Consider the following 18,894-nt stretch of genomic DNA (forward strand, 5'->3'; position numbering starts at 1 on the left):
CTTAGTTCCTGGCGTAAGATTTTGGAGCCTCAAAGAGGCGCTCAAAACCCACAGCTAGGAACAAATAGGAAGTTGCTGATTAAGAAAATAAAGAAGACGCCGAAAGGCGTCTTTTTTATTTTCTAATGTAATATATTATTATGCTCTAGCCGTTTCCAGCCAGATTAATCGAGTAATAACTAAGGTATACCTCATAAGGCCTGGGATAAGCAGGGCTCATGATTTATAGGAGCGAAGCGACGCATAAATCATAGAGCATCGCTTAGTTCCTGGCGTAAGATTTTGGAGCCTCAAAGAGGCGCTCAAAACCCACAGCTAGGAACAAATAGGAAGTTGCTAATTAAGAAAATAAAGAAGACGCCGAAAGGCGTCTTTTTTATTTTCTAATGTAATATATTATTTTACTCTGGCCGTTTCCAGCCAGATTGATCAAGTAATACCTAAGGTATATTTGAAAAGGCCTGGGATCTTTAGAGAACCACGTTTAAAGGATGATATACTTTACACTATAAACATGATACAATAAGCACATAATGTTAACATCTTCTAGTATTAACTCTAAAGTCTACTAAGGAGCATATATGTTTGGAATCTATTTACTTCACGCTGCGTATGCGATATTAATGATTTCTTTCACATTTCGAATTATGATTATACCACATGCTATTGTAGTTGGGCTGATGGCCCTCTACTTTATCTTTGAGAAAGGCTTAATTATTGCACCTATTCTTATGTTTTTATACGTAGGAATAGCTTTACTTATGGCCTTTAGTATGGATGAAGTATGGGAAGATGGCACAGGAAATGAGTGTATTTTTGGTTGGGTGATTCTAACTGGAAATTTATGTTATGTCATCTACAGATGGCTACTATAATTGTAAATGCAAGGCTTTAGTGCAACTTAACAAGGTAATATCATGACTAGACATAAACTTAATAATATCTTCAAAAGAACTAAAATAGAATATTTTAATACCTTTGACCGAAAGGAATTTCTTCTTTTAATTCTTAAAGGTATTCTCATTGGAATCGTAGCAGGTACCATAGGCTCTGCTTTTAGATATATTATTCATTGGGGCAATGAGTATCGTCATGAATATATGGCTAGTGCCACAATAGAACAAATCATTATTTGGACTGGAATGATGATGATATTAGGTTGGTGTTGTCACTGGCTGCTACGGTGGGCTCCTTTGTCCGGGGGATCTGGTATACCTCAAATAGAAGGAGAGATGAAAGGGATTTTTAATATGAAGCCGTTTCCCACATTAGTCTCTAAATTTTTTGGTGGCGCTTTTACTGGTATTGTTGGATTTTCAGTAGGGCGAGAGGGGCCTTCCGTACAATTAGGTGGAGCCACGGGAAAACTATTGTCTAAATGGTTTGGTAGCTCTCTTAGAGAAGAACGTATTTTAACCTCTGCAGGCGCCGCAGCAGGATTGACAGCAGCTTTTAGTGCACCTGTATCGGGCGCTATTTTTGTTTTTGAAGAGGTTCATAAAAGCTTTTATCCTAAATTAATTATTCCTACATTTTCGGCAACTATTGCTTCAAACTTAATTACTTCATTAGTGTTTGGACTTACGCCTTCTCTTGGCTTTACCGTTATGGAGAGTATACCGATTGAATATTTCTCGACATTATTACTGTTAGGTGTAAGTGTTGGATTTTTTGGGATTATATTTAATCGTATGATTGTAGGTTTTAAATCTTTGTACGATATAATGAAAATCTCTCGAGGATGGAAAATATCTTTGACCTTTTTAGGAGTAACATTACTGGGATTGGATTCACAACTATTACTCGGTGGAGGTAATGATGTTGTGACGATGATGGTAGAACATCAACAAACACTACAGTTATTGCTATATATTGTTATAGGTAAGATTATATTAACATCTATTTGCTATGGTAATGGTGCACAAGGAGGTATATTCTTGCCGATGGTTGTTATTGGATCGGCAGTGGGTGCATTGATACATGGCATTCTTGTGGAAGTACATATGCTTCCAAATGCGTTTGGTAGCAGCTTCATCATTTGTGGAATGGCAGGTATGCTAGCAGCATCTATGCGCACACCTTTATTATCTATACTATTAGTTCTAGAAATGACAGATAGCTTTCATAGTATATACCAAGTAGGAACGGTAGCAATCATTGCCTACTTGACGGCAGAATTTATGAAAGAGTTGCCAATTTATGATAATCTGTTATATCGTATGAGCCAAGGAATTGTAGGCGTAGAGGAGGAGCAAACATTTTTTCAAACTCGCCTAGCTGTGGTATGTCCTTATGCAGGAAAAATGTTGAAAGACATTGAAATGCCGAGAGGGTCCATGATTGTCAGCATTGATCGAGGTGGACAAGCTATGGTACCGGTAGCGACAACAGTGCTAGAGTGTGGGGATGAATTATATGTTTCTTGTACAAAGGGCAAGTTAAAAGATGTGAAAGAATTTTTTAGTCAGTAACTTTTGCTATAGTGTAACAGCAGAAGATATGCTACCATACAGATAAGTAAGATACAGAGTGTTGATTACATGTATAATATAGAATCGTGTACAGAAGGGAATATATATATGGCAATGATGGAATTTACTGATCGACCACTGACGGTGGCGGTCATTACAGTATCTGATACAAGAACGATAGAAACAGATAAAGGTGGTGCTCGTGTTGAAGAGTTAGCGCGTGAAGCTGGATTTGTGGTGGTATCTCGTCAAATTGTAACAGATACTATCGATGAAATTCAGGGGGCTATTCAAAAAGCTTTTACCGGTTCCTATGGAGAAACAGTTCAAGTGTTAGATGATTCTCACAATAAGGATGTACGTGCTTGGATATATGATACGCACGTAGGTGGTGCTGACATTATTATTAGCACTGGTGGTACAGGTATTGCTAAACGTGATGTATCTATTGAGGCAGTACAGCCAATGCTGGATAAGGAAATTCCAGGATTTGGTGAACTATTCCGTTTTTTGAGTTATCGTGATGATATTGGAACAAAAGCATTGGCATCTCGTGCCATTGCAGGGGTAAAAGATCATACGATTTTATTTGCAATTCCAGGGTCAGTAGGTGCCGTTACACTGGCTATGAAAGAATTAATTTTGCCAGAAGTCAAGCATTTAAAACGGGAGTTAATTAAATAGTAGCCGAAATATAGCTATCTTTGCGATTAGTATCTATGTATAGTAACACAAAGATAGCTATTTTTTAGATCATGGCTAGGGTAGGCTAAGCTAAGTAATGTATGTATGGTAGTATTACAGATTAGTTACAGTAATTTTGAGGAATCGATGAGTGGTAATACTAATAATGCTGTGAGTCTGATAGTCGTAGAAGCATTACATAATTACAAAAATGCATATAGTCTTTTGTAATTTTTGTGTAAAAGTATTTTGTAACGTGCTATAATAGAAACTGTATACACAACGTAGTTTGTTATTGGAGGATGTAATGGCTTTCAATCTAAAAGGAAAAGAAGAAAAATTTTTCAGTATGCTCAATGACCATGCTGAACTGTGCCATGAAGCGGCGCAATTGATGCAGGAAGTATTTGAGGGAGAAGTGGAAAAACAAGAAGCACTTCATCAAATCGAACAAAAAGAGCAAGAAGCTGATGAGTTAGTAGCGGCAACGATGGATCGTTTACGTAAAACATTTATCACCCCTATGGACCGTGAAGATATTCAACTCCTTATTGACCAACTGGACAATACCATTGATAATATTAAAGAAATCATGGATAAAATGGTGATGTACCAAGTACAAAGTGAACCTACAGCAGGGGCTATCCGCATGGCAGAAATCGTTGCTAAATGCTGTAAACACGTGAAAAAATCTATTTCCTATATGGGTAGTTTAAAGAAAAACTATTTAAAAGTAGAAGGTCGTGCCTTAGAAGTATTGCGTCTAGAAGCAGAAGCTGATGATATTTATCATGTGGAAATGGCAAAACTCTTTACAGAGTGTAGCGATCCTATTGAAATTATTAAATGGAAGGAAATTCTTAGCTCCATGGAAGATGTAATCGATGGTTCTGAGACTTTGGTAGGTACGTTCCGCCGGGTAGTATTGAAGTATGCTTGATGGTTGGGTAATATGGGCAGTCGTTTTACTAGCGCTTGCCTTCGACTATATTAATGGCTTCCATGATACGGCCAATGCGATTGCTACTTCTGTATCTACGAGAGCCATTGCCCCTAAAACAGCTGTTATGATGGCTGCGACACTTAATTTTTTAGGTGCTATGATAAGTACGGGCGTAGCGAAGACCATAGGTGGAGACATTGTAACGTCTCCGGATATGATTAATGGAGAAATTATAGTTGCTGCCTTAGTAGGGGCTATATTCTGGAACCTGTTAACTTGGTGGTATGGAATCCCTAGCTCCTCTTCCCATGCGTTAATTGGTGGTATTATTGGGGCTGTTATGATCTCTGTAGGTTCTGATGCGCTTCATATAGGTGGGATTGGTAAAATCTTTATTTCTCTTGTGGCATCGCCGATTTTAGCCCTTATATTAGGTTATATAGTGATGAAAGTACTATTATTCCTCTTTGGTAGATTTTCACCAATTGTGTTAAATGATCGATTCCGTAATATGCAGTTGGTATCAGCAGCGTTGATGTCCTTTTCCCATGGGTCTAATGATGCACAAAAAGCGATGGGGATTATTACATTGACACTAGTTGCTAGTGGTCATTTACCTACTTTAGATGTACCATTATGGGTAAAGCTTGCCTGTGCTACAGCAATGGCATTAGGTACAGCAGCAGGTGGTTGGAAAATCATCGCTACAGTAGGTAGTAAAATTTTCAAACTAGAAAGTATTAATGGCTTTGCGGCAGATTTAAACTCGGCCCTCACAATTTTTACAGCTACTTTATTGCATTTGCCTGTATCTACTACACATGTTGTGAGTGGCTCTATTATGGGGGTAGGCACAGCAATGCGTGTAAAAGCCGTTAACTGGAGTACTGCTCGATCCATGGTATTTGCTTGGTTTATCACGATTCCGTTATCAGCAGGTGTATCTGCCTTGGCGTATGTCATTATTGATACATTAGCCCATATATAAAAAGATGAAGAAATTATGAAGAAATCTATTGCATGATTCTCAATAATTTCTTATAATAGAGAGAGATGCTCGATAGCTTATGCACTCGGGCATTTTTTTCTACCTATAAAGTATACTCAATGAGTGTATTTTACGCCCATACTTAGTAACAGAATGTAATCACTTGTGATAAGGGAGGTCCCATTGAAGTTTAATCAGGCAACAGACTATGCATTTCGTATTATCTTATTCATGTCTACACAGCCATTTGGAACTCGCAAAGTTGGTGCAGAGCTTGCACGAACTAGTAAAATTCCAGAACGATTTTTGTTAAAGATTATGAGATACTTAGTGAATGCAAATTTACTAAACTCCTATCGAGGAGTAGACGGTGGATTTTCACTGGCAAAAAAACCAAAAGATATTAGTTTGTATGATGTGGTAACAGCTGTAGAAGGGGAGACCTACCTACAACATTGTTTGTATGACTCTGAAAATTGTTCCCGTGGATGTCACGGTCAGTGTGCTGTACAAGAAGCTGTGGCTAAGATTCAGGCACATTTAATAGAGGAATTAAAAAAGGTTGATTTCGAAACGTTAGCAAATCGTGAGCGTTCGATTCATATATCATTGCACCATGTGGTTTAATTTAGTGTTCAAGTGAGGAGGAATTAGCATGATGGATGCAGTCTTGTTAGCTCGTTTTCAATTTGCGTTGACTACGATCTATCACTGGCTCTTCGTACCGTTTACGCTAGGTATGACAGTATTAGTAGCAATACTTGAAATTACTTACGCGCGAACAAAAAACGAAGTGTACAAAAAAATGGCAAAGTTTTGGGGTAAATTATTCCTAATTAACTTTGCAATGGGTGTTGTAACAGGTATCGTTCAAGAGTTCCATTTTGGAATGAACTGGGCAGAATACTCTCGTTTCATGGGAGATATCTTTGGTGCTCCTTTGGCGTTAGAAGCCTTAACAGCATTCTTCTTAGAGTCTACTTTTATGGGGGCTTGGATTTTTGGTTGGGATAAACTATCCCCTAAAGCACATGCGTTTGTAGCTGTATTAGTAGCTATCGGTAGTAATTTATCAGCATTTTGGATTTTAGTAGCGAACTCATTCATGCAACATCCAGTAGGGTATGCGCTTCGTAATGGTCGTGCAGAAATGGATTCTTTTGCAGCAATCTTACAAAATGGATATTTACCGGGCCAATATTTACACATCTTTACAGATGGAATCTTAACAGCAGGTGTGATTATTGCTTCTGTTAGTGCATGGCATTTATTGAAAAATAATCATGTAGAGTTTTATTCGAAATCTATCAAATTTGGTTTAGGTGCCGCTGTAATTGGTGGCTTATTAGTAGGTGGTGCTGGTCACTTCCAAGGCCAAACAGTGGCAAAATTACAACCAATGAAAGTAGCTGCTTTTGAAGCTTTATGGGAAACTCATGATCCAGCTCCATTTGCTATCGTAGCTGGTATTGACCAAGAGGCTAAAAAGAATAGTTTTGAAATCGGTGTGCCAGGGGCATTGTCCTTCGTAGTTCATGATTCTTTCAAAGGTGAAGTAAAAGGTATTAATGACCTTCAAAAAGAAGCTGAATTGAAACATGGTGCTGGTGATTATGTACCACATGTTACATCTATGTTCTGGTCTTTCCGTATCATGATTCTAGCAGGCATCATCATGTTAGTGACATCTATTGTGGGATACTACTTGCATGTGAAAGGAAAATTACTTAACAATAGAGTGGTATTAAAAAGCATTTACCACTTATTAGCTCTTCCATTTATTGCCAATTCTACAGGATGGTATGTGGCGGAAGCTGGTCGTCAACCATGGCTTGTATATGGCTTGCAAAAAACAGCTGATGGTGCATCCAAAGTAGTAACAGCGCCAGAAATCTGGACAACGATTATTGGTTTTACAGCTGTCTATGTTGTGATGGCGATTGCTGCCATTTATCTAGCAGTGAAACATATTCAAGCGGGCCCTAATGGTAACCCAGCACATGATGTGGTTGAACAAGAGGAGGCTGCATTATGGAAATAATTACAAATAACTTAGAATTAATTTGGTTCATCCTAGTAGGTGTACTATTTACAGGCTTCTTTATTCTAGAAGGCCTTGATTACGGTGTAGGCATGTGGCTTCCATTCTTGGGTAAAACAGACCGTGAACGCCGTCAATTAATCAATACGATTGGACCTGTATGGGACGGCAACCAAGTATGGATGTTGACTGCAGGTGGTGCGATGTTCGCATCGTTCCCACAAGTGTATGCTACGTTATTTAGTGGTTTCTACTTAGCATTGTTCTTAATGTTAGCAGCTTTGATTGCTCGTGGTGTATCTTTTGACTTCCGTAGTAAAGACAAAAGTCCAGCATGGCGAGGAGCATTCGATAAATGTATTTTCTTTGGGTCTGCGATTCCAGCTTTACTATGGGGTGTGACAGTGGGCAATTTAATCCAAGGTACACCTATCGATAAACATATGAACTATGTAGGTGGGTTCTTAGATTTATTAAGCGTATACACAATTTTGTGTGGTATTGCTTTTGTGTGCGTGTTCTTGTACCATGGTGCATTATATGCTTCCCTGAAAACAACAGGGGAAATCTCTGAGCGCGCTCGTGCAGCAGCTTTAGTAGAAGGTGTGATTACAGCTATTGGTGCCTTGGTATTAGTAGGTGCTACTTATGTATATACTGATCTATTCAATAGCACATTAGCTACGGCGGCCTTTGCATTGGCTATTATAAGTTTCTTAGTATCTTGGGGCTTTACACGTACTCGTCAAACTGGTAAAGGGTTTATATTTAGTGCGTTAACAATTCTATTTGTTACCCTTGCATACTTTGCAGGATTGTTCCCTCGTATTATGGTATCCAGCATTGATCCAGCATATAGCTTAACAATCATGAATTCTGCATCATCCACGTATACATTAACATTGATGACAATAGTTGCTTGTATTTTTGTACCTATCGTATTAGTGTACCAAGGATGGGCATACTACTATTTCCGTCATCGTGTATCACAAGATGATTTACACTATTAATTCATAGTGTGTTTGAAAGGGACGTGTATTCACGTCCCTTTTCTTACATGGTGTTAGAAGATATACTCTAGAGTTTCAGAAGGAGGCCCTATGTTTCATTCTTTTGCTTGGCAATTAGCCAAACTGCATCCCCGGTTCTATGGGGCTGTATTACTACTTACATTACTGGGAACAATAGCTACCTTAGGTCAGGCCTATGCATTCGCTCGTAGTATTGATGGATTAGTGGTACATGGTGAAAGTATATCTTTTGAGTATATGGTGCTCTTAGGTGTCATGATAGTACTCCGTATGGGCTGCTCTCATGGAGAACAATGGTTGCGAAATCGGATTGCCCACCAAGTTCATGAAGAGTTACGGAATCGTGTGTTATATCATATGGTATCGCAAGGTGTTCGACAATCAGAAAGTGCCAGTTCTGTGACACATCTGGTGTCTGATGGATTAGATCATATCGATGCGTATATGAGTCAATATATTCCACAAGCTTTGTATGCTGTATTAATACCTCTAGTTATATCCATAGCTATCATTAACTCTGTGTCGTGGATAGGCTGGATTCTACTATTGACGTATCCTTTAATTCCGTTCTTTATGATTTTAATCGGTAAAGAAGCAGATAAGTTAAATAAACAACAGTGGGAGCGCATGCAGTTCTTAGGAGGGCACTTTCTTGATGTATTACAAGGGCTAACAACACTGAAAGTATTCGGACGAGCTAAAGAACAAGTACATGTCATAGGCCGTCTATCTGGAGAATTTCGTGATGCAACATTAAAAGTATTACGGGTCGCTTTTTTATCTGCTTTGGTATTAGAATTAATCGGTACTATTAGTACAGCGATGATCGCAGTCTATTTAGGGGTATCCTTAGTGTATGGGGAAGTAGAGTTTTTGCCAGCCTTTTTTATTTTGTTACTAGCACCCGACTTTTATGCACCATTGCGACAGTTGGGAGCTGCGTTCCATACTGGATTATCTGGCAAAGTGAGCCTCACAGCAGTACAGGAGTATTTAGCATCTGGTGAGGAAGTAGCCCATAACGGTCAGGAAAAACTAGTTGTACCCATTCAAAATATTGACTTTCATACTGTATCTTATCAATATGAAGCGGATCATATGGGATTGGAATCTTTCACAGGAACATTACAACGGGGCCATTCGTATATGCTAGTTGGTGAAAGTGGAGCTGGTAAGACCACGATTGCCAATCTACTGATGCAATTGTTGACACCCACTGAGGGTAAGATTACCGTCAATGGTCTAGATTTACAATCCATACAGAGTGAATGGTATCATAGTCAAATAGCCTATCTCAGTCAAACTCCATATATTATGAGTGGTACTTTACGAGATAACTTGCAGTTTGGTCTAGCGGTGACAGAAAAAGAGCTGTGGCACGTATTGGACCAAGTGCAATTAGCAGAGTTTGTTAAGACCTTACCATTAGGATTAGATACGATGATAGGTGAGCAAGGTTATGGTTTGTCAGGAGGACAGCGCCAACGATTAGCTTTGGGGCGTACCTTGCTAAGAGATGCACAAATTCTAATATTAGACGAAGTGACAGCCCATTTAGATGTAGAAACAGAACGCTTGATTATGCAAGTGTTACACGAGTATGGGAAAGATAAAATCGTTCTGTATGTGGGGCATCGAGTACAAACGATGAAGTTTGTAGATACTCTCTTTGTCATGCGTCGTGGACAGTTAGTGGAATATGGCAGTTATAGTGATTTAGTGGCACAAAATGGATATTTTACATCCCTAGTGAATACTTATAGCAACCCTGTCATACAGAAACTAGAAGCAGCCACCGTAGATTCTGTAGTTGCAGATCAAGCATTGGAGATAGAGGATGACGCTATTGGTAAATCATCGTATACCTATAATCAATATAAAGTAGAAGAATCTACTAATTCAGATAGATTAGATAAGGCAGAATGTACTGACATAGTAAATGCTCAACAAGATGAAGAGATAGACCCTACGAGAAAGCAGAATATCCGCAGAGGATTATTGTCACTCTGGACATTACTATCTCAGCATAGAGGGTTACTAGTGGGCAGTGTACTCTTTGCTATGGGCACGGTGCTCATGAATATAGGATTATTGACTACTTCCACATGGTTGATTACGAAAGCAGCAGAGCATCCTGTGTTAGTAGCGCTTAGTTTGGCAATTGTAGGGGTGCGATTCTTTGGGATTAGCCGTGCTGTCTGCCGCTATGGGGAGCGCTATGTATCGCATTCTATGGCATTTCAAGGATTATATGAATTGCGCGTTGCTTTCTTTAAACGGTTAGAGCCGTTGGTACCAAGGGTCTTTCAATCTATGAAAATGGGAGATTTGTTAGGCCGCATTATGGCGGATATAGAAACATTGCAATTCTTTTATTTGCGAACGTTAGTACCTAGCTTGTCATTTGTTGGTGTCACTATTTTAGGGTGTATCATAGGATATCAATTCCATCCTGTAGTATCCGTAGTGGTTCTGGTGTATAGTATTCTTGTAGGTGTCATTCTTCCTGTTACGCTTACCTATATGTTGCGACGAGTGCCACCTATGCGTTTGAAAACACGTGGACACATGAAAGAAGCGCTGATTGAATCCATTCATGGTGTAGTAGATATTATCATGAGCCATCAAGAACGGCGATTTATTCAGTCTATGAAAGCATCCTTCAGTGCATTTGATAAATGGCAAGGTCTATGGAATCGGGGAATTCGTTGGAATCAGACGATTGTTCTTGGTCTAGCGCAGTCTGCCTTGTTAGTGGGAATTATCATAGGCTTATGGGTGACAGAGACAGCGGCCTATACTCCGTTATGGATAGCTGTAGTTGCTATCGGCTTGCAATCTTACTTTGAAGTGCTACAACCGATGACAGAAGCTGCATTACACGGTTATGAAAGTGCATTGGCGATGGAACGCTTGGAACATATGGAAGAAGAGCCAGTACATAAAGATCTATTACGGTCGAATCATGCAGATACTATTAGTGACCAAGCAATACGCATGAAGAGAGAAGACGGTGAAAGAGGAACGATGCATAGTGAGCCTTTTATTAACGTACAATCTCTTTCCTTTGCTTACGATGTACTGCCTGTGTATGATGGCTTGAATTTATCTATCCAGCGAGGTGAGAAAGTAGCCATCGTAGGGCCTAGTGGGTCAGGTAAAAGTACATTGTTTTCCTTATTACAAGGCTGGCATGAGTATAGTGGGACTATTTGTATTGATGGTATAGATACAAAGACACTTTCAGAGGAACGATTACAGTCCTACATGTCCTATGCTACACAAGATATCTATGTATTCCACGCCACCATAGGTGATAACATTCGATTGGCGAAGCCAAGTGCTACTGATGAGGAAATATGGCAAGCATTGGAAGCGGTGCAACTAGCGGAGTGGGTACGAACGCTGCCAAATGGATTACGCACTATGGTAGGACAAGGTGGTATGGGGCTCAGCGGAGGACAACGACAACGACTTGGCATGGCTCGTATCTATTTGCGTGATGCAGATATTTTATTATTAGATGAACCATTAGAAGGATTGGATCAAGTCACACGTCATCGGGTGCAAGGCGAATTGAGCCGTTTGTTTACTGGAAAAACAGTGTTATATATTACGCATCATATTGAACAACTCCATGAGATGGATCGGATTTTGTTTTTAGAACGAGGACGTATTGTAGAGAGTGGTACCTATGAAAGCTTGTTAGCTATGCAAGGACGTTTTTATGATTATCATCGATTAAGTATGGAACGTATATAATACAGTGAATTTAGAAAAGCCTTACTGGCAGATAGATGCTTAGAGTAGGGCTTTTCTTTTATTTACGGCCTGTCTATGGTATAATTTAAGAATCGTAATGAAAGTTATAACTAACATAAAGATAACCTATTAGATAGGAGATATATATATGGGACAATTAGTTACAAAGCTGTTAAAATTAGCGAATACTGTAACTACACAAACACATATAGAAACGCCAACTGTGCTAGAAGAAGTGGATGAGGGGAATGCGTTGTATGATCATCGCATGTTATCGATAGAAGAAGAAGCGGTCAATCGCAAAATGCGATCTGTCGTGCGTAATCATTGGTTCTTTCATTCCATAATTTTTGAATTTGAACCGAATAATAAGGTGTTTATGAATGTCATCACAAAATTAGGGAATGTCATTAATGTGGAGTTTGATATTGATGATATTTGGTTTGATGACTATACTTCTACGATTCAGCTAAAGCTAGATGTGGCGAATGTGGATATGGGTGGATTATTCTTGAATATAATTACACATATCCTTGGTAATTGGACCCTGCATGTATTGGGGATGTTTTTTAATCCTTTCAGCATCGGTGGAGATACTTCCTCTATGCGGTTTGAAAAGAAAGGGATTATTCGTTTTGATCTATCCCCAGACAGTCCGATTCGGCAATTTATTCCATGGCCTCAGCGTCGTAAGGAAAGTGTGGGTCCAGTGCTATTGACGGGGATTAAATCAGGACAATCTGTGCTGCAAGTAGAGTATTATGCATTTCATCAGAAGTTAGAGACCTACATAGCACCAGAGATGCCAGTGAAAACGAATTGGGTTCGATCTATTGATATGGCGGCAGCACTATTGATGCCAATTGGGGTGTGGGTCAGCTTTATCATTCTAAATCATTATTTGCCGCATGAGGAATTGAAAGATTTTTCATTTTCCACATATTTCTTTATTTCTCTGAGTATCTTGTTGTTCAGTTTCGTGGTTATGAATATTCCTCGATACATCTATATGTACTTTGAAACAAGAAAAAAATGGCAGTCTGTGTTTGTAAGCAATAACATTAAGATTCAGATGCGTCGATTACAACGTCGTATTGCGATGCAAAAACAGGCTTTAGAGAATGATAAGGATGTCATAAAACGGCAAGAACATATCGTAGAAATGTTAATGCAAATACGAGATAAACGATTCCTGGCACATCGTCTGAAAGTGGCGGATGAAGATCGAGATCGGAAACAAAAAGTGAAGTTTATTATTGCTTATGTGTTGTGTACGTTCCTCGAATGGATGCTCCTTATACACTGAGCACTGATGCATTTTTGGAGAGGGGGATATATGTCTGTAAAAATATGCTGTCGCAAATCATTTTTTACAGACATATATCCCCTCTTTTTATACAGTCAGTGCTGAGGTAGGCGTCGCAAGGAATATACTGTCGCAAATTGTTTTTATGTCTCACATATCCCTCCTTTTCAAATGTAGTAAGTGCTAAGGTATGCGTCACAAGGTAGATGTCGTATGGAGGAGTGTTGAGTATACTACATACATATTGAGAGTAAAAAAGGACTGCATCTTGTGCTAAGCACAGGTTGCAGTCCTTTTTTATTGTTTTACGTCTGGGACGTTGGTTGGGTTTGCTTTAAATGGTGTTTTCACTGGTGTTGATTTGCTTGGTTCTGGAGCTTCTATATTCGGGTGCTCCCATTCGAGCTGCATGATACGGAACTGGTGTTGGTTGGCGAAGCGTTTGAGTTGCCAGCTGTCACGTTCTAGTTCTTTCAGGCGATCTCCGTGAGAGTTACTGATATTCTCTAGATTGCTTAAGCGATAATGAAAGGTATCGCTATGTTCCATAGTATGCTCTGTCTCGAGTTGCTCTTTCAGAGTGTCGATTTCTGCCTGTTGGGATGCTATCCAATAGGTAGTACCTAAGGCATAGAGAACGATCCAGAATAATGGCTTTCGTAGTAGTGTACCTACTTTCAACAACAGATTAATTATCTTCGTCATGATGTGTATCGCCAGGTACTAATGGAAGGCGAGCCATGACAAAGTCTAACCATAAACGAGAAGCGTGTGATAGGTAATGTCCTTTTTTCCAAATGACATGTAAGGTATGCATAATTTCAGGATCTACTAAAGGACGTACCACTACGCTAGAGCCTACTTTTGTATTTTCATCTTCTGTAGGACATAGACGGCTAGGTAATAAAGCAATTGCTAGATGAGCCGCTACAGTTTGTAACATCAAATCTCGTTGGCTAGTTTCAAAGACGATATGTGGTTGGAATCCTGCAGATTTACAGGATTTCACAATCTCGTCGTGCAGATTAAAGTCATCTTTATGTAGTACAAATGGTTGATCCGCTAATTGTTCCAAGGAAATAGACTCTTCGTTTGCTAGTGGATTGTCTTTTGGTAGAATTACGCTAAGAGGATCACTTGTTAAATAGAAGGAGTCGAACTCTTTAGCATTTGGCTTTGTACAGATAATGCCAACGTCAATAAGACCTTCTTGAACAGAAATTTCTATTTTTTTAGAACCATGCTCATATAGCTCTAGCTCAATTTGTGGGTAGGTTTGTTTAAACTCTCCTAATAATTGTGCAAAGATAGGAGCATCTGTTACAGGTGGTAAGCCAATTAGAACAGAACCTTGTTCTAGACGGAATTCATTTTCGAAATCAATTTTTAAATGTTCGAACATAAACACGACACGTTTGGCATGTGTTAAGAAGATGGTGCCACCGTCAGTCATTTCTACAGATTTTGCATTACGAATGAATAATACAACACCAAGCTCATCTTCTAGAGCTTTTATGGTACGGCTGATAGCAGATTGTGAAATGTGAAGATTTCTTGCGGCCTTGCTGAAACTTTTTTGATCCGCTACTTCTACGAAGTATTTTAAGTGATGAAAGTCCATAATGCACCTCTTAAATATGGTAATAACAAAAGCCCTCTTTTTAGTATGCTAATTAGGCATTAATATATGTGAAAATGTAAATTGATAATCGCATAATTAGCAATAGATATAGACTATATGGTATTGCGAAGTTCTTGTTCTCAATGTATAATGAAACCATAAGGCTATATCAATTTGTTGATGAAGTAGATAAACTACTTCACAAATTTGCAAAGAAGTACTATATAACTTATATATTATTACATTTTTGCAACATATGCAATCTTTTTAGAAATAAACGATTCATATTTCAAAAACATTTTGATACTAAAAAGGGGAAGGTTCATCCTGCGAGTGCACGGAGTAGAGCCTATATACATCCCCCTATTTTGTATGTAACTACAAGTGTTAATTTTTATTTGCTTTAAGGAGGCTATTTTAACATGCGTAAAATGAAAACTATGGACGGCAACCAAGCTGCAGCTCACGTAGCGTATGGTTTTTCTGAAGTGGCAGCGATTTATCCTATCACGCCATCTTCTCCAATGCCAGAACATGTGGATGAATGGGCAGGACAAGGCCGTAAAAACTTGTTCGGTCACACTGTACAGGTTGTTGAAATGCAATCCGAAGCCGGCGCTGCAGCAGCAGTTCACGGTTCTTTACAAGCGGGCGCATTGACAACTACGTTCACATCTTCTCAAGGTCTATTATTAATGTTACCTAACTTGTACAAAGTGTCTGGTGAGTTACTTCCAGGTGTATTCCATGTAGCAGCTCGTGCGATTGCAGCGCAAGCATTGTCTATCTTTGGTGACCATCAAGACGTTATGGCAGCTCGTGCTGCTGGTTGTGCTATGTTGGCAGAATCTTCTGTACAAGAAGTTATGGATCTTGCTCCAGTTGCGCATTTAACAGCGTTAAAAACTCGCGTTCCTTTCATCAACTTCTTCGACGGTTTCCGTACTTCTCACGAAATCCAAAAAATCGAAGTGTTAGAATATGATGAATTAAAACCTTTAGTAGACCAAGACGCTTTAGAAGCATTCCGTCAACGTGCGTTGAACCCAGATGCTCCTGTAACTCGTGGTACTGCTGAAAACCCTGATATCTACTTCCAACATCGTGAAGCTTCTAACCCATTCTATTTACAAGTTCCAGATGTAGTAGAACATTATATGCATGAAATCAACAAAATCACTGGTCGTGATTACCAATTGTTCAATTACTATGGTGCAGCTGATGCAACAGATGTAATCGTAACAATGGGTTCCTCTGCACAAGTAGCTACTGAAACTGTAGATTACTTAAATGCACAAGGCCGTAAAGTTGGTTTCGTACAAGTTCACTTATTCCGTCCATTCGCGACAGATCGTTTTGTAGCGGCTCTTCCTAAAACTGTAGAACGCGTTGCAGTATTAGACCGTACAAAAGAACCAGGTGCATTAGCTGAACCTTTATTCTTGGACGTTCAAGCAGCACTTGTTCAACACAATATCAATGCTAAAGTATTCGGCGGTCGTTATGGTCTTTCTTCTAAAGACGTAATCCCAGCTGACCTTGTAGCAGTATACGATAACATGTTAGCAGAAGCTGGCAAACGTTTCTTCACATTGGGTATCAATGACGACGTAACTAACTTGTCCTTGAACCGTGCTGAAGGCGTATCCGTAAAAACTGAAGGCTTAACTGGATGTAAATTCTGGGGCTTCGGTTCTGACGGAACTGTAGGTGCTAACAAATCTGCAATCAAAATCATCGGTGACCATACAGATATGTATGCACAAGCATACTTTGACTATGACTCCAAAAAATCTGGTGGTGTGACTATGTCTCACTTGCGTTTTGGTAAAAACCCAATCAACAAACCATACTTGGTAACTGAACCAGAATTCATCGCTTGTCATCGTCAATCTTATGTTCACGAATACGACCTTCTTCGTGGTATTAAACACGGCGGTACATTCTTATTGAACTGTACTTGGGGTCCAGAAGAATTGACTGAAAAATTACCTGCAAAACTTCGTCGCACAATTGCTGAAAAAGAATTGAACTTCTACATCATCAATGCAGCGAAAATTGCAGCTGAAATTGGTTTAGGTGGCCGTATCAACATGGTTACACAAGCTGCGTTCTTCAAATTAACTGAAGATACAATCATTCCTATCGACAAAGCGGTGGAATACTTAAAAGACTCCATCGAAAAAACATATGGTAAAAAAGGTGCTGACGTTGTTGCAATGAATAACGAAGCCGTTGACCAAGGTGTAGGAGCTCTTGTAAAAGTAGAGGTTCCAGCAGCATGGAAAGATGCAAAAGATTCTGAAGATACTTTCGAAAAACCTTCTTGCACAACTTGCCCAAGCTATGTAGCTAACATTGCAAAACCTGTTAATGCACAAGCTGGTTATGATTTACCAGTATCTGCTTTCACAGGCTATGAAGATGGTACATTGCCTTCTGGTACTGCAGCATTCGAAAAACGTGGTGCCGCATTATTCGTTCCTCATTGGATCAAAGAAAACTGTATCCAATGTAACCAATGTTCCTTCGTATGTCCACATGCGACTATCCGTCCTATCTTAGCGACAGCAGAAGAAGCAGCAGTAGGTCCAGAAAACTTTGAAACAATTCCAGAAATGATGACTAAAGGCGAATTGCAATTCCGTATTGCAGTATCTCCATTAGACTGCTTAGGTTGCGGTAACTGTGTAAACATCTGTCCAGCTCCTAAAGGAAAAGCAATCGAAATGCGCCCTATCGATGGTGAATTAGAATTTGCTCCAGCTTGGGACTACGGTGTAGCATTACCAACTAAATCTCACCCAATGAAACAAGAAACTGTAAAAGGTTCCCAATTCAAAACTCCATTGCTTGAGTTCTCCGGCGCTTGCGCAGGTTGTGGTGAAACTCCATATGCTAAATTGATTACTCAATTGTTCGGTGACCGTATGATGATTGCCAATGCAACAGGTTGTTCCTCTATCTGGGGTGCATCTATGCCGGCATCTCCATACACTAAAAACCAACAAGGCCAAGGTCCTGCATGGGCTAACTCCTTATTCGAGGACAACGCTGAGTTCGGTTATGGTATGTTCATCGGTACTGAAAAAATCCGTGCACAATTGGCTGAAACTGTAGCTTCCATCGCTGAAACTGCTGATGAAGCAACAAAACAAGTTCTTGACTTATGGTTAGAAAAACGCCTTCAAGGCGAAGGTACTCGTGACCGTGCTAAAGCTGTGATCGATGCTCTTTCCAAAGTAGAACAAACAGAAGCTGTAAAAGAAGTATTGGCTAAAAAACAATACCTTGTAAAACGTTCCCAATGGATCTTCGGTGGTGACGGTTGGGCATACGATATCGGTTTCGGTGGTCTTGACCATGTATTGGCTTCCGGCGAAGACGTTAACGTATTCGTATTCGATACAGAAGTATACTCCAACACTGGCGGTCAAGCATCTAAATCTACTCGCGTAGGTGCAGTTGCTCAATTCGCGGCTCAAGGTAAACGTACAAACAAAAAAGACCTTGGCATGATCGCTATGACATATGGCAACATCTATGTGGCTCAAGTTGGTATGGGTGCTGACATGAACCAATTGATGAAAGCATTAGCAGAAGCAGAAGCATATCCAGGTCCATCCTTAATTATCGCTTACGCTCCATGTATCAACCATGGTATCAAAGGTGGTATGGGTAATGCACAAGCTGAAACTAAACAAGCTGTTGCATCCGGTTACTGGGATCTATACCGTTACAACCCAGCATTAAAAGCACAAGGCAAAAACCCATTCAGCCTTGACTCCAAAGAACCTGATTACGAATTATTCGATTCCTTCTTAGGAAAAGAAGTTCGTTACACATCTTTGGGTAAAGCGGTTCCTGCAATGAGCAAAGAATTGTTAGAACTCAACAAACAATTAGCTAAAGAACGTCGTCAATCCTATGTTCGTTTACAAAAAGGTTTTGAAGAAGAATTGCAAGGCTAATTAATAGTGAATGTAATATCAAAAAGGCTCTCCTTAGGGAGAGCCTTTTACTATGATGTAGTTGACGTAGCTATAC

13 protein-coding genes are annotated in these 18,894 nt (G+C 39.6%); 11 read left to right on the forward strand and 2 right to left on the reverse strand.

Features of this window, described 5'->3' with window-relative positions; translation table 11 throughout:
* The first annotated feature begins 581 nt into the window (after positions 1-581).
* From EO115_RS04555 to EO115_RS04600, 10 genes are all read left to right on the forward strand, one after another.
* A complete protein-coding gene (locus EO115_RS04555; RefSeq protein ID WP_126937805.1) occupies positions 582-875 on the forward strand; it encodes a hypothetical protein in 294 nt (97 codons plus the stop codon).
* Between the two features lie 42 nt (positions 876-917).
* Entirely contained in the window at positions 918-2,471 is a 1,554-nt protein-coding gene (locus EO115_RS04560) for a ClC family H(+)/Cl(-) exchange transporter (protein WP_126937806.1), read from the forward strand.
* A gap of 108 nt (positions 2,472-2,579) precedes the next feature.
* Positions 2,580-3,155 (forward strand): molybdenum cofactor biosynthesis protein B, encoded by a 576-nt coding sequence (locus EO115_RS04565; RefSeq protein ID WP_126937807.1) that lies wholly within the window; start codon positions 2,580-2,582, stop codon positions 3,153-3,155.
* A 307-nt stretch (positions 3,156-3,462) separates the two neighbouring features.
* Positions 3,463-4,095, forward strand: a complete 633-nt coding sequence (locus tag EO115_RS04570) for a DUF47 domain-containing protein (protein WP_126937808.1) — start codon at positions 3,463-3,465, stop codon at positions 4,093-4,095.
* Complete coding sequence (locus tag EO115_RS04575) at positions 4,088-5,086, forward strand: inorganic phosphate transporter (RefSeq protein WP_126937809.1); 999 nt, start codon at positions 4,088-4,090, stop codon at positions 5,084-5,086. The genes EO115_RS04570 and EO115_RS04575 overlap by 8 nt, the downstream gene beginning before the upstream one ends.
* A gap of 183 nt (positions 5,087-5,269) precedes the next feature.
* The gene (locus EO115_RS04580) at positions 5,270-5,713 is read left to right on the forward strand and encodes an Rrf2 family transcriptional regulator (protein WP_126937810.1); all 444 of its coding nucleotides are present in this window, start codon (positions 5,270-5,272) and stop codon (positions 5,711-5,713) included.
* 28 nt (positions 5,714-5,741) lie between these two features.
* Positions 5,742-7,127: a cytochrome ubiquinol oxidase subunit I gene (locus EO115_RS04585; RefSeq protein ID WP_126937811.1), complete on the forward strand. Its 1,386-nt coding sequence runs from the start codon at positions 5,742-5,744 to the stop codon at positions 7,125-7,127.
* Positions 7,118-8,137, forward strand: a complete 1,020-nt coding sequence (gene cydB / locus EO115_RS04590) for a cytochrome d ubiquinol oxidase subunit II (protein ID WP_126937812.1) — start codon at positions 7,118-7,120, stop codon at positions 8,135-8,137. Before EO115_RS04585 ends, cydB begins: the two co-directional genes overlap by 10 nt.
* Positions 8,138-8,227: 90 nt before the next feature.
* Positions 8,228-11,920: a thiol reductant ABC exporter subunit CydD gene (gene cydD / locus EO115_RS04595; RefSeq protein ID WP_126937813.1), complete on the forward strand. Its 3,693-nt coding sequence runs from the start codon at positions 8,228-8,230 to the stop codon at positions 11,918-11,920.
* A 148-nt stretch (positions 11,921-12,068) separates the two neighbouring features.
* Positions 12,069-13,226: a hypothetical protein gene (locus tag EO115_RS04600; protein WP_126937814.1), complete on the forward strand. Its 1,158-nt coding sequence runs from the start codon at positions 12,069-12,071 to the stop codon at positions 13,224-13,226.
* A gap of 297 nt (positions 13,227-13,523) precedes the next feature.
* Here the strand turns inward: EO115_RS04600 and EO115_RS08390 are convergent, their stop codons facing one another.
* Complete coding sequence (locus EO115_RS08390; protein WP_164724052.1) at positions 13,524-13,775, reverse strand: hypothetical protein; 252 nt, start codon at positions 13,773-13,775, stop codon at positions 13,524-13,526.
* Between the two features lie 139 nt (positions 13,776-13,914).
* Positions 13,915-14,847 carry a LysR family transcriptional regulator gene (locus tag EO115_RS04610; protein WP_126937816.1) on the reverse strand — a complete coding sequence of 311 codons (933 nt, stop codon included), beginning with the start codon at positions 14,845-14,847 and terminating at the stop codon, positions 13,915-13,917.
* A 422-nt stretch (positions 14,848-15,269) separates the two neighbouring features.
* Here EO115_RS04610 and nifJ point away from each other — a divergent pair, with 422 nt between their 5' ends.
* Entirely contained in the window at positions 15,270-18,818 is a 3,549-nt protein-coding gene (gene nifJ / locus EO115_RS04615; RefSeq protein WP_126937817.1) for a pyruvate:ferredoxin (flavodoxin) oxidoreductase, read from the forward strand.
* The last annotated feature ends 76 nt before the right edge of the window (positions 18,819-18,894 follow it).

This window comes from Veillonella sp. CHU740 (assembly GCF_003992055.1).
GTDB lineage: Bacteria > Bacillota > Negativicutes > Veillonellales > Veillonellaceae > F0422.

What these genes read in the sequence shown, in the direction of transcription:
- EO115_RS04555 (WP_126937805.1), top strand. Translation starts at nt 582, where the DNA reads ATGTTTGGAATCTATTTACTTCACGCTGCGTATGCGATATTAATGATT.
- EO115_RS04560 (WP_126937806.1), top strand. Translation starts at nt 918, where the DNA reads ATGACTAGACATAAACTTAATAATATCTTCAAAAGAACTAAAATAGAA.
- EO115_RS04565 (WP_126937807.1), top strand. Translation starts at nt 2,580, where the DNA reads ATGGCAATGATGGAATTTACTGATCGACCACTGACGGTGGCGGTCATT.
- EO115_RS04570 (WP_126937808.1), top strand. Translation starts at nt 3,463, where the DNA reads ATGGCTTTCAATCTAAAAGGAAAAGAAGAAAAATTTTTCAGTATGCTC.
- EO115_RS04575 (WP_126937809.1), top strand. Translation starts at nt 4,088, where the DNA reads ATGCTTGATGGTTGGGTAATATGGGCAGTCGTTTTACTAGCGCTTGCC.
- EO115_RS04585 (WP_126937811.1), top strand. Translation starts at nt 5,742, where the DNA reads ATGATGGATGCAGTCTTGTTAGCTCGTTTTCAATTTGCGTTGACTACG.
- cydB (WP_126937812.1), top strand. Translation starts at nt 7,118, where the DNA reads ATGGAAATAATTACAAATAACTTAGAATTAATTTGGTTCATCCTAGTA.
- cydD (WP_126937813.1), top strand. Translation starts at nt 8,228, where the DNA reads ATGTTTCATTCTTTTGCTTGGCAATTAGCCAAACTGCATCCCCGGTTC.
- EO115_RS04600 (WP_126937814.1), top strand. Translation starts at nt 12,069, where the DNA reads ATGGGACAATTAGTTACAAAGCTGTTAAAATTAGCGAATACTGTAACT.
- EO115_RS08390 (WP_164724052.1), bottom strand. Translation starts at nt 13,775, where the DNA reads ATGGAACATAGCGATACCTTTCATTATCGCTTAAGCAATCTAGAGAAT.
- EO115_RS04610 (WP_126937816.1), bottom strand. Translation starts at nt 14,847, where the DNA reads ATGGACTTTCATCACTTAAAATACTTCGTAGAAGTAGCGGATCAAAAA.
- nifJ (WP_126937817.1), top strand. Translation starts at nt 15,270, where the DNA reads ATGCGTAAAATGAAAACTATGGACGGCAACCAAGCTGCAGCTCACGTA.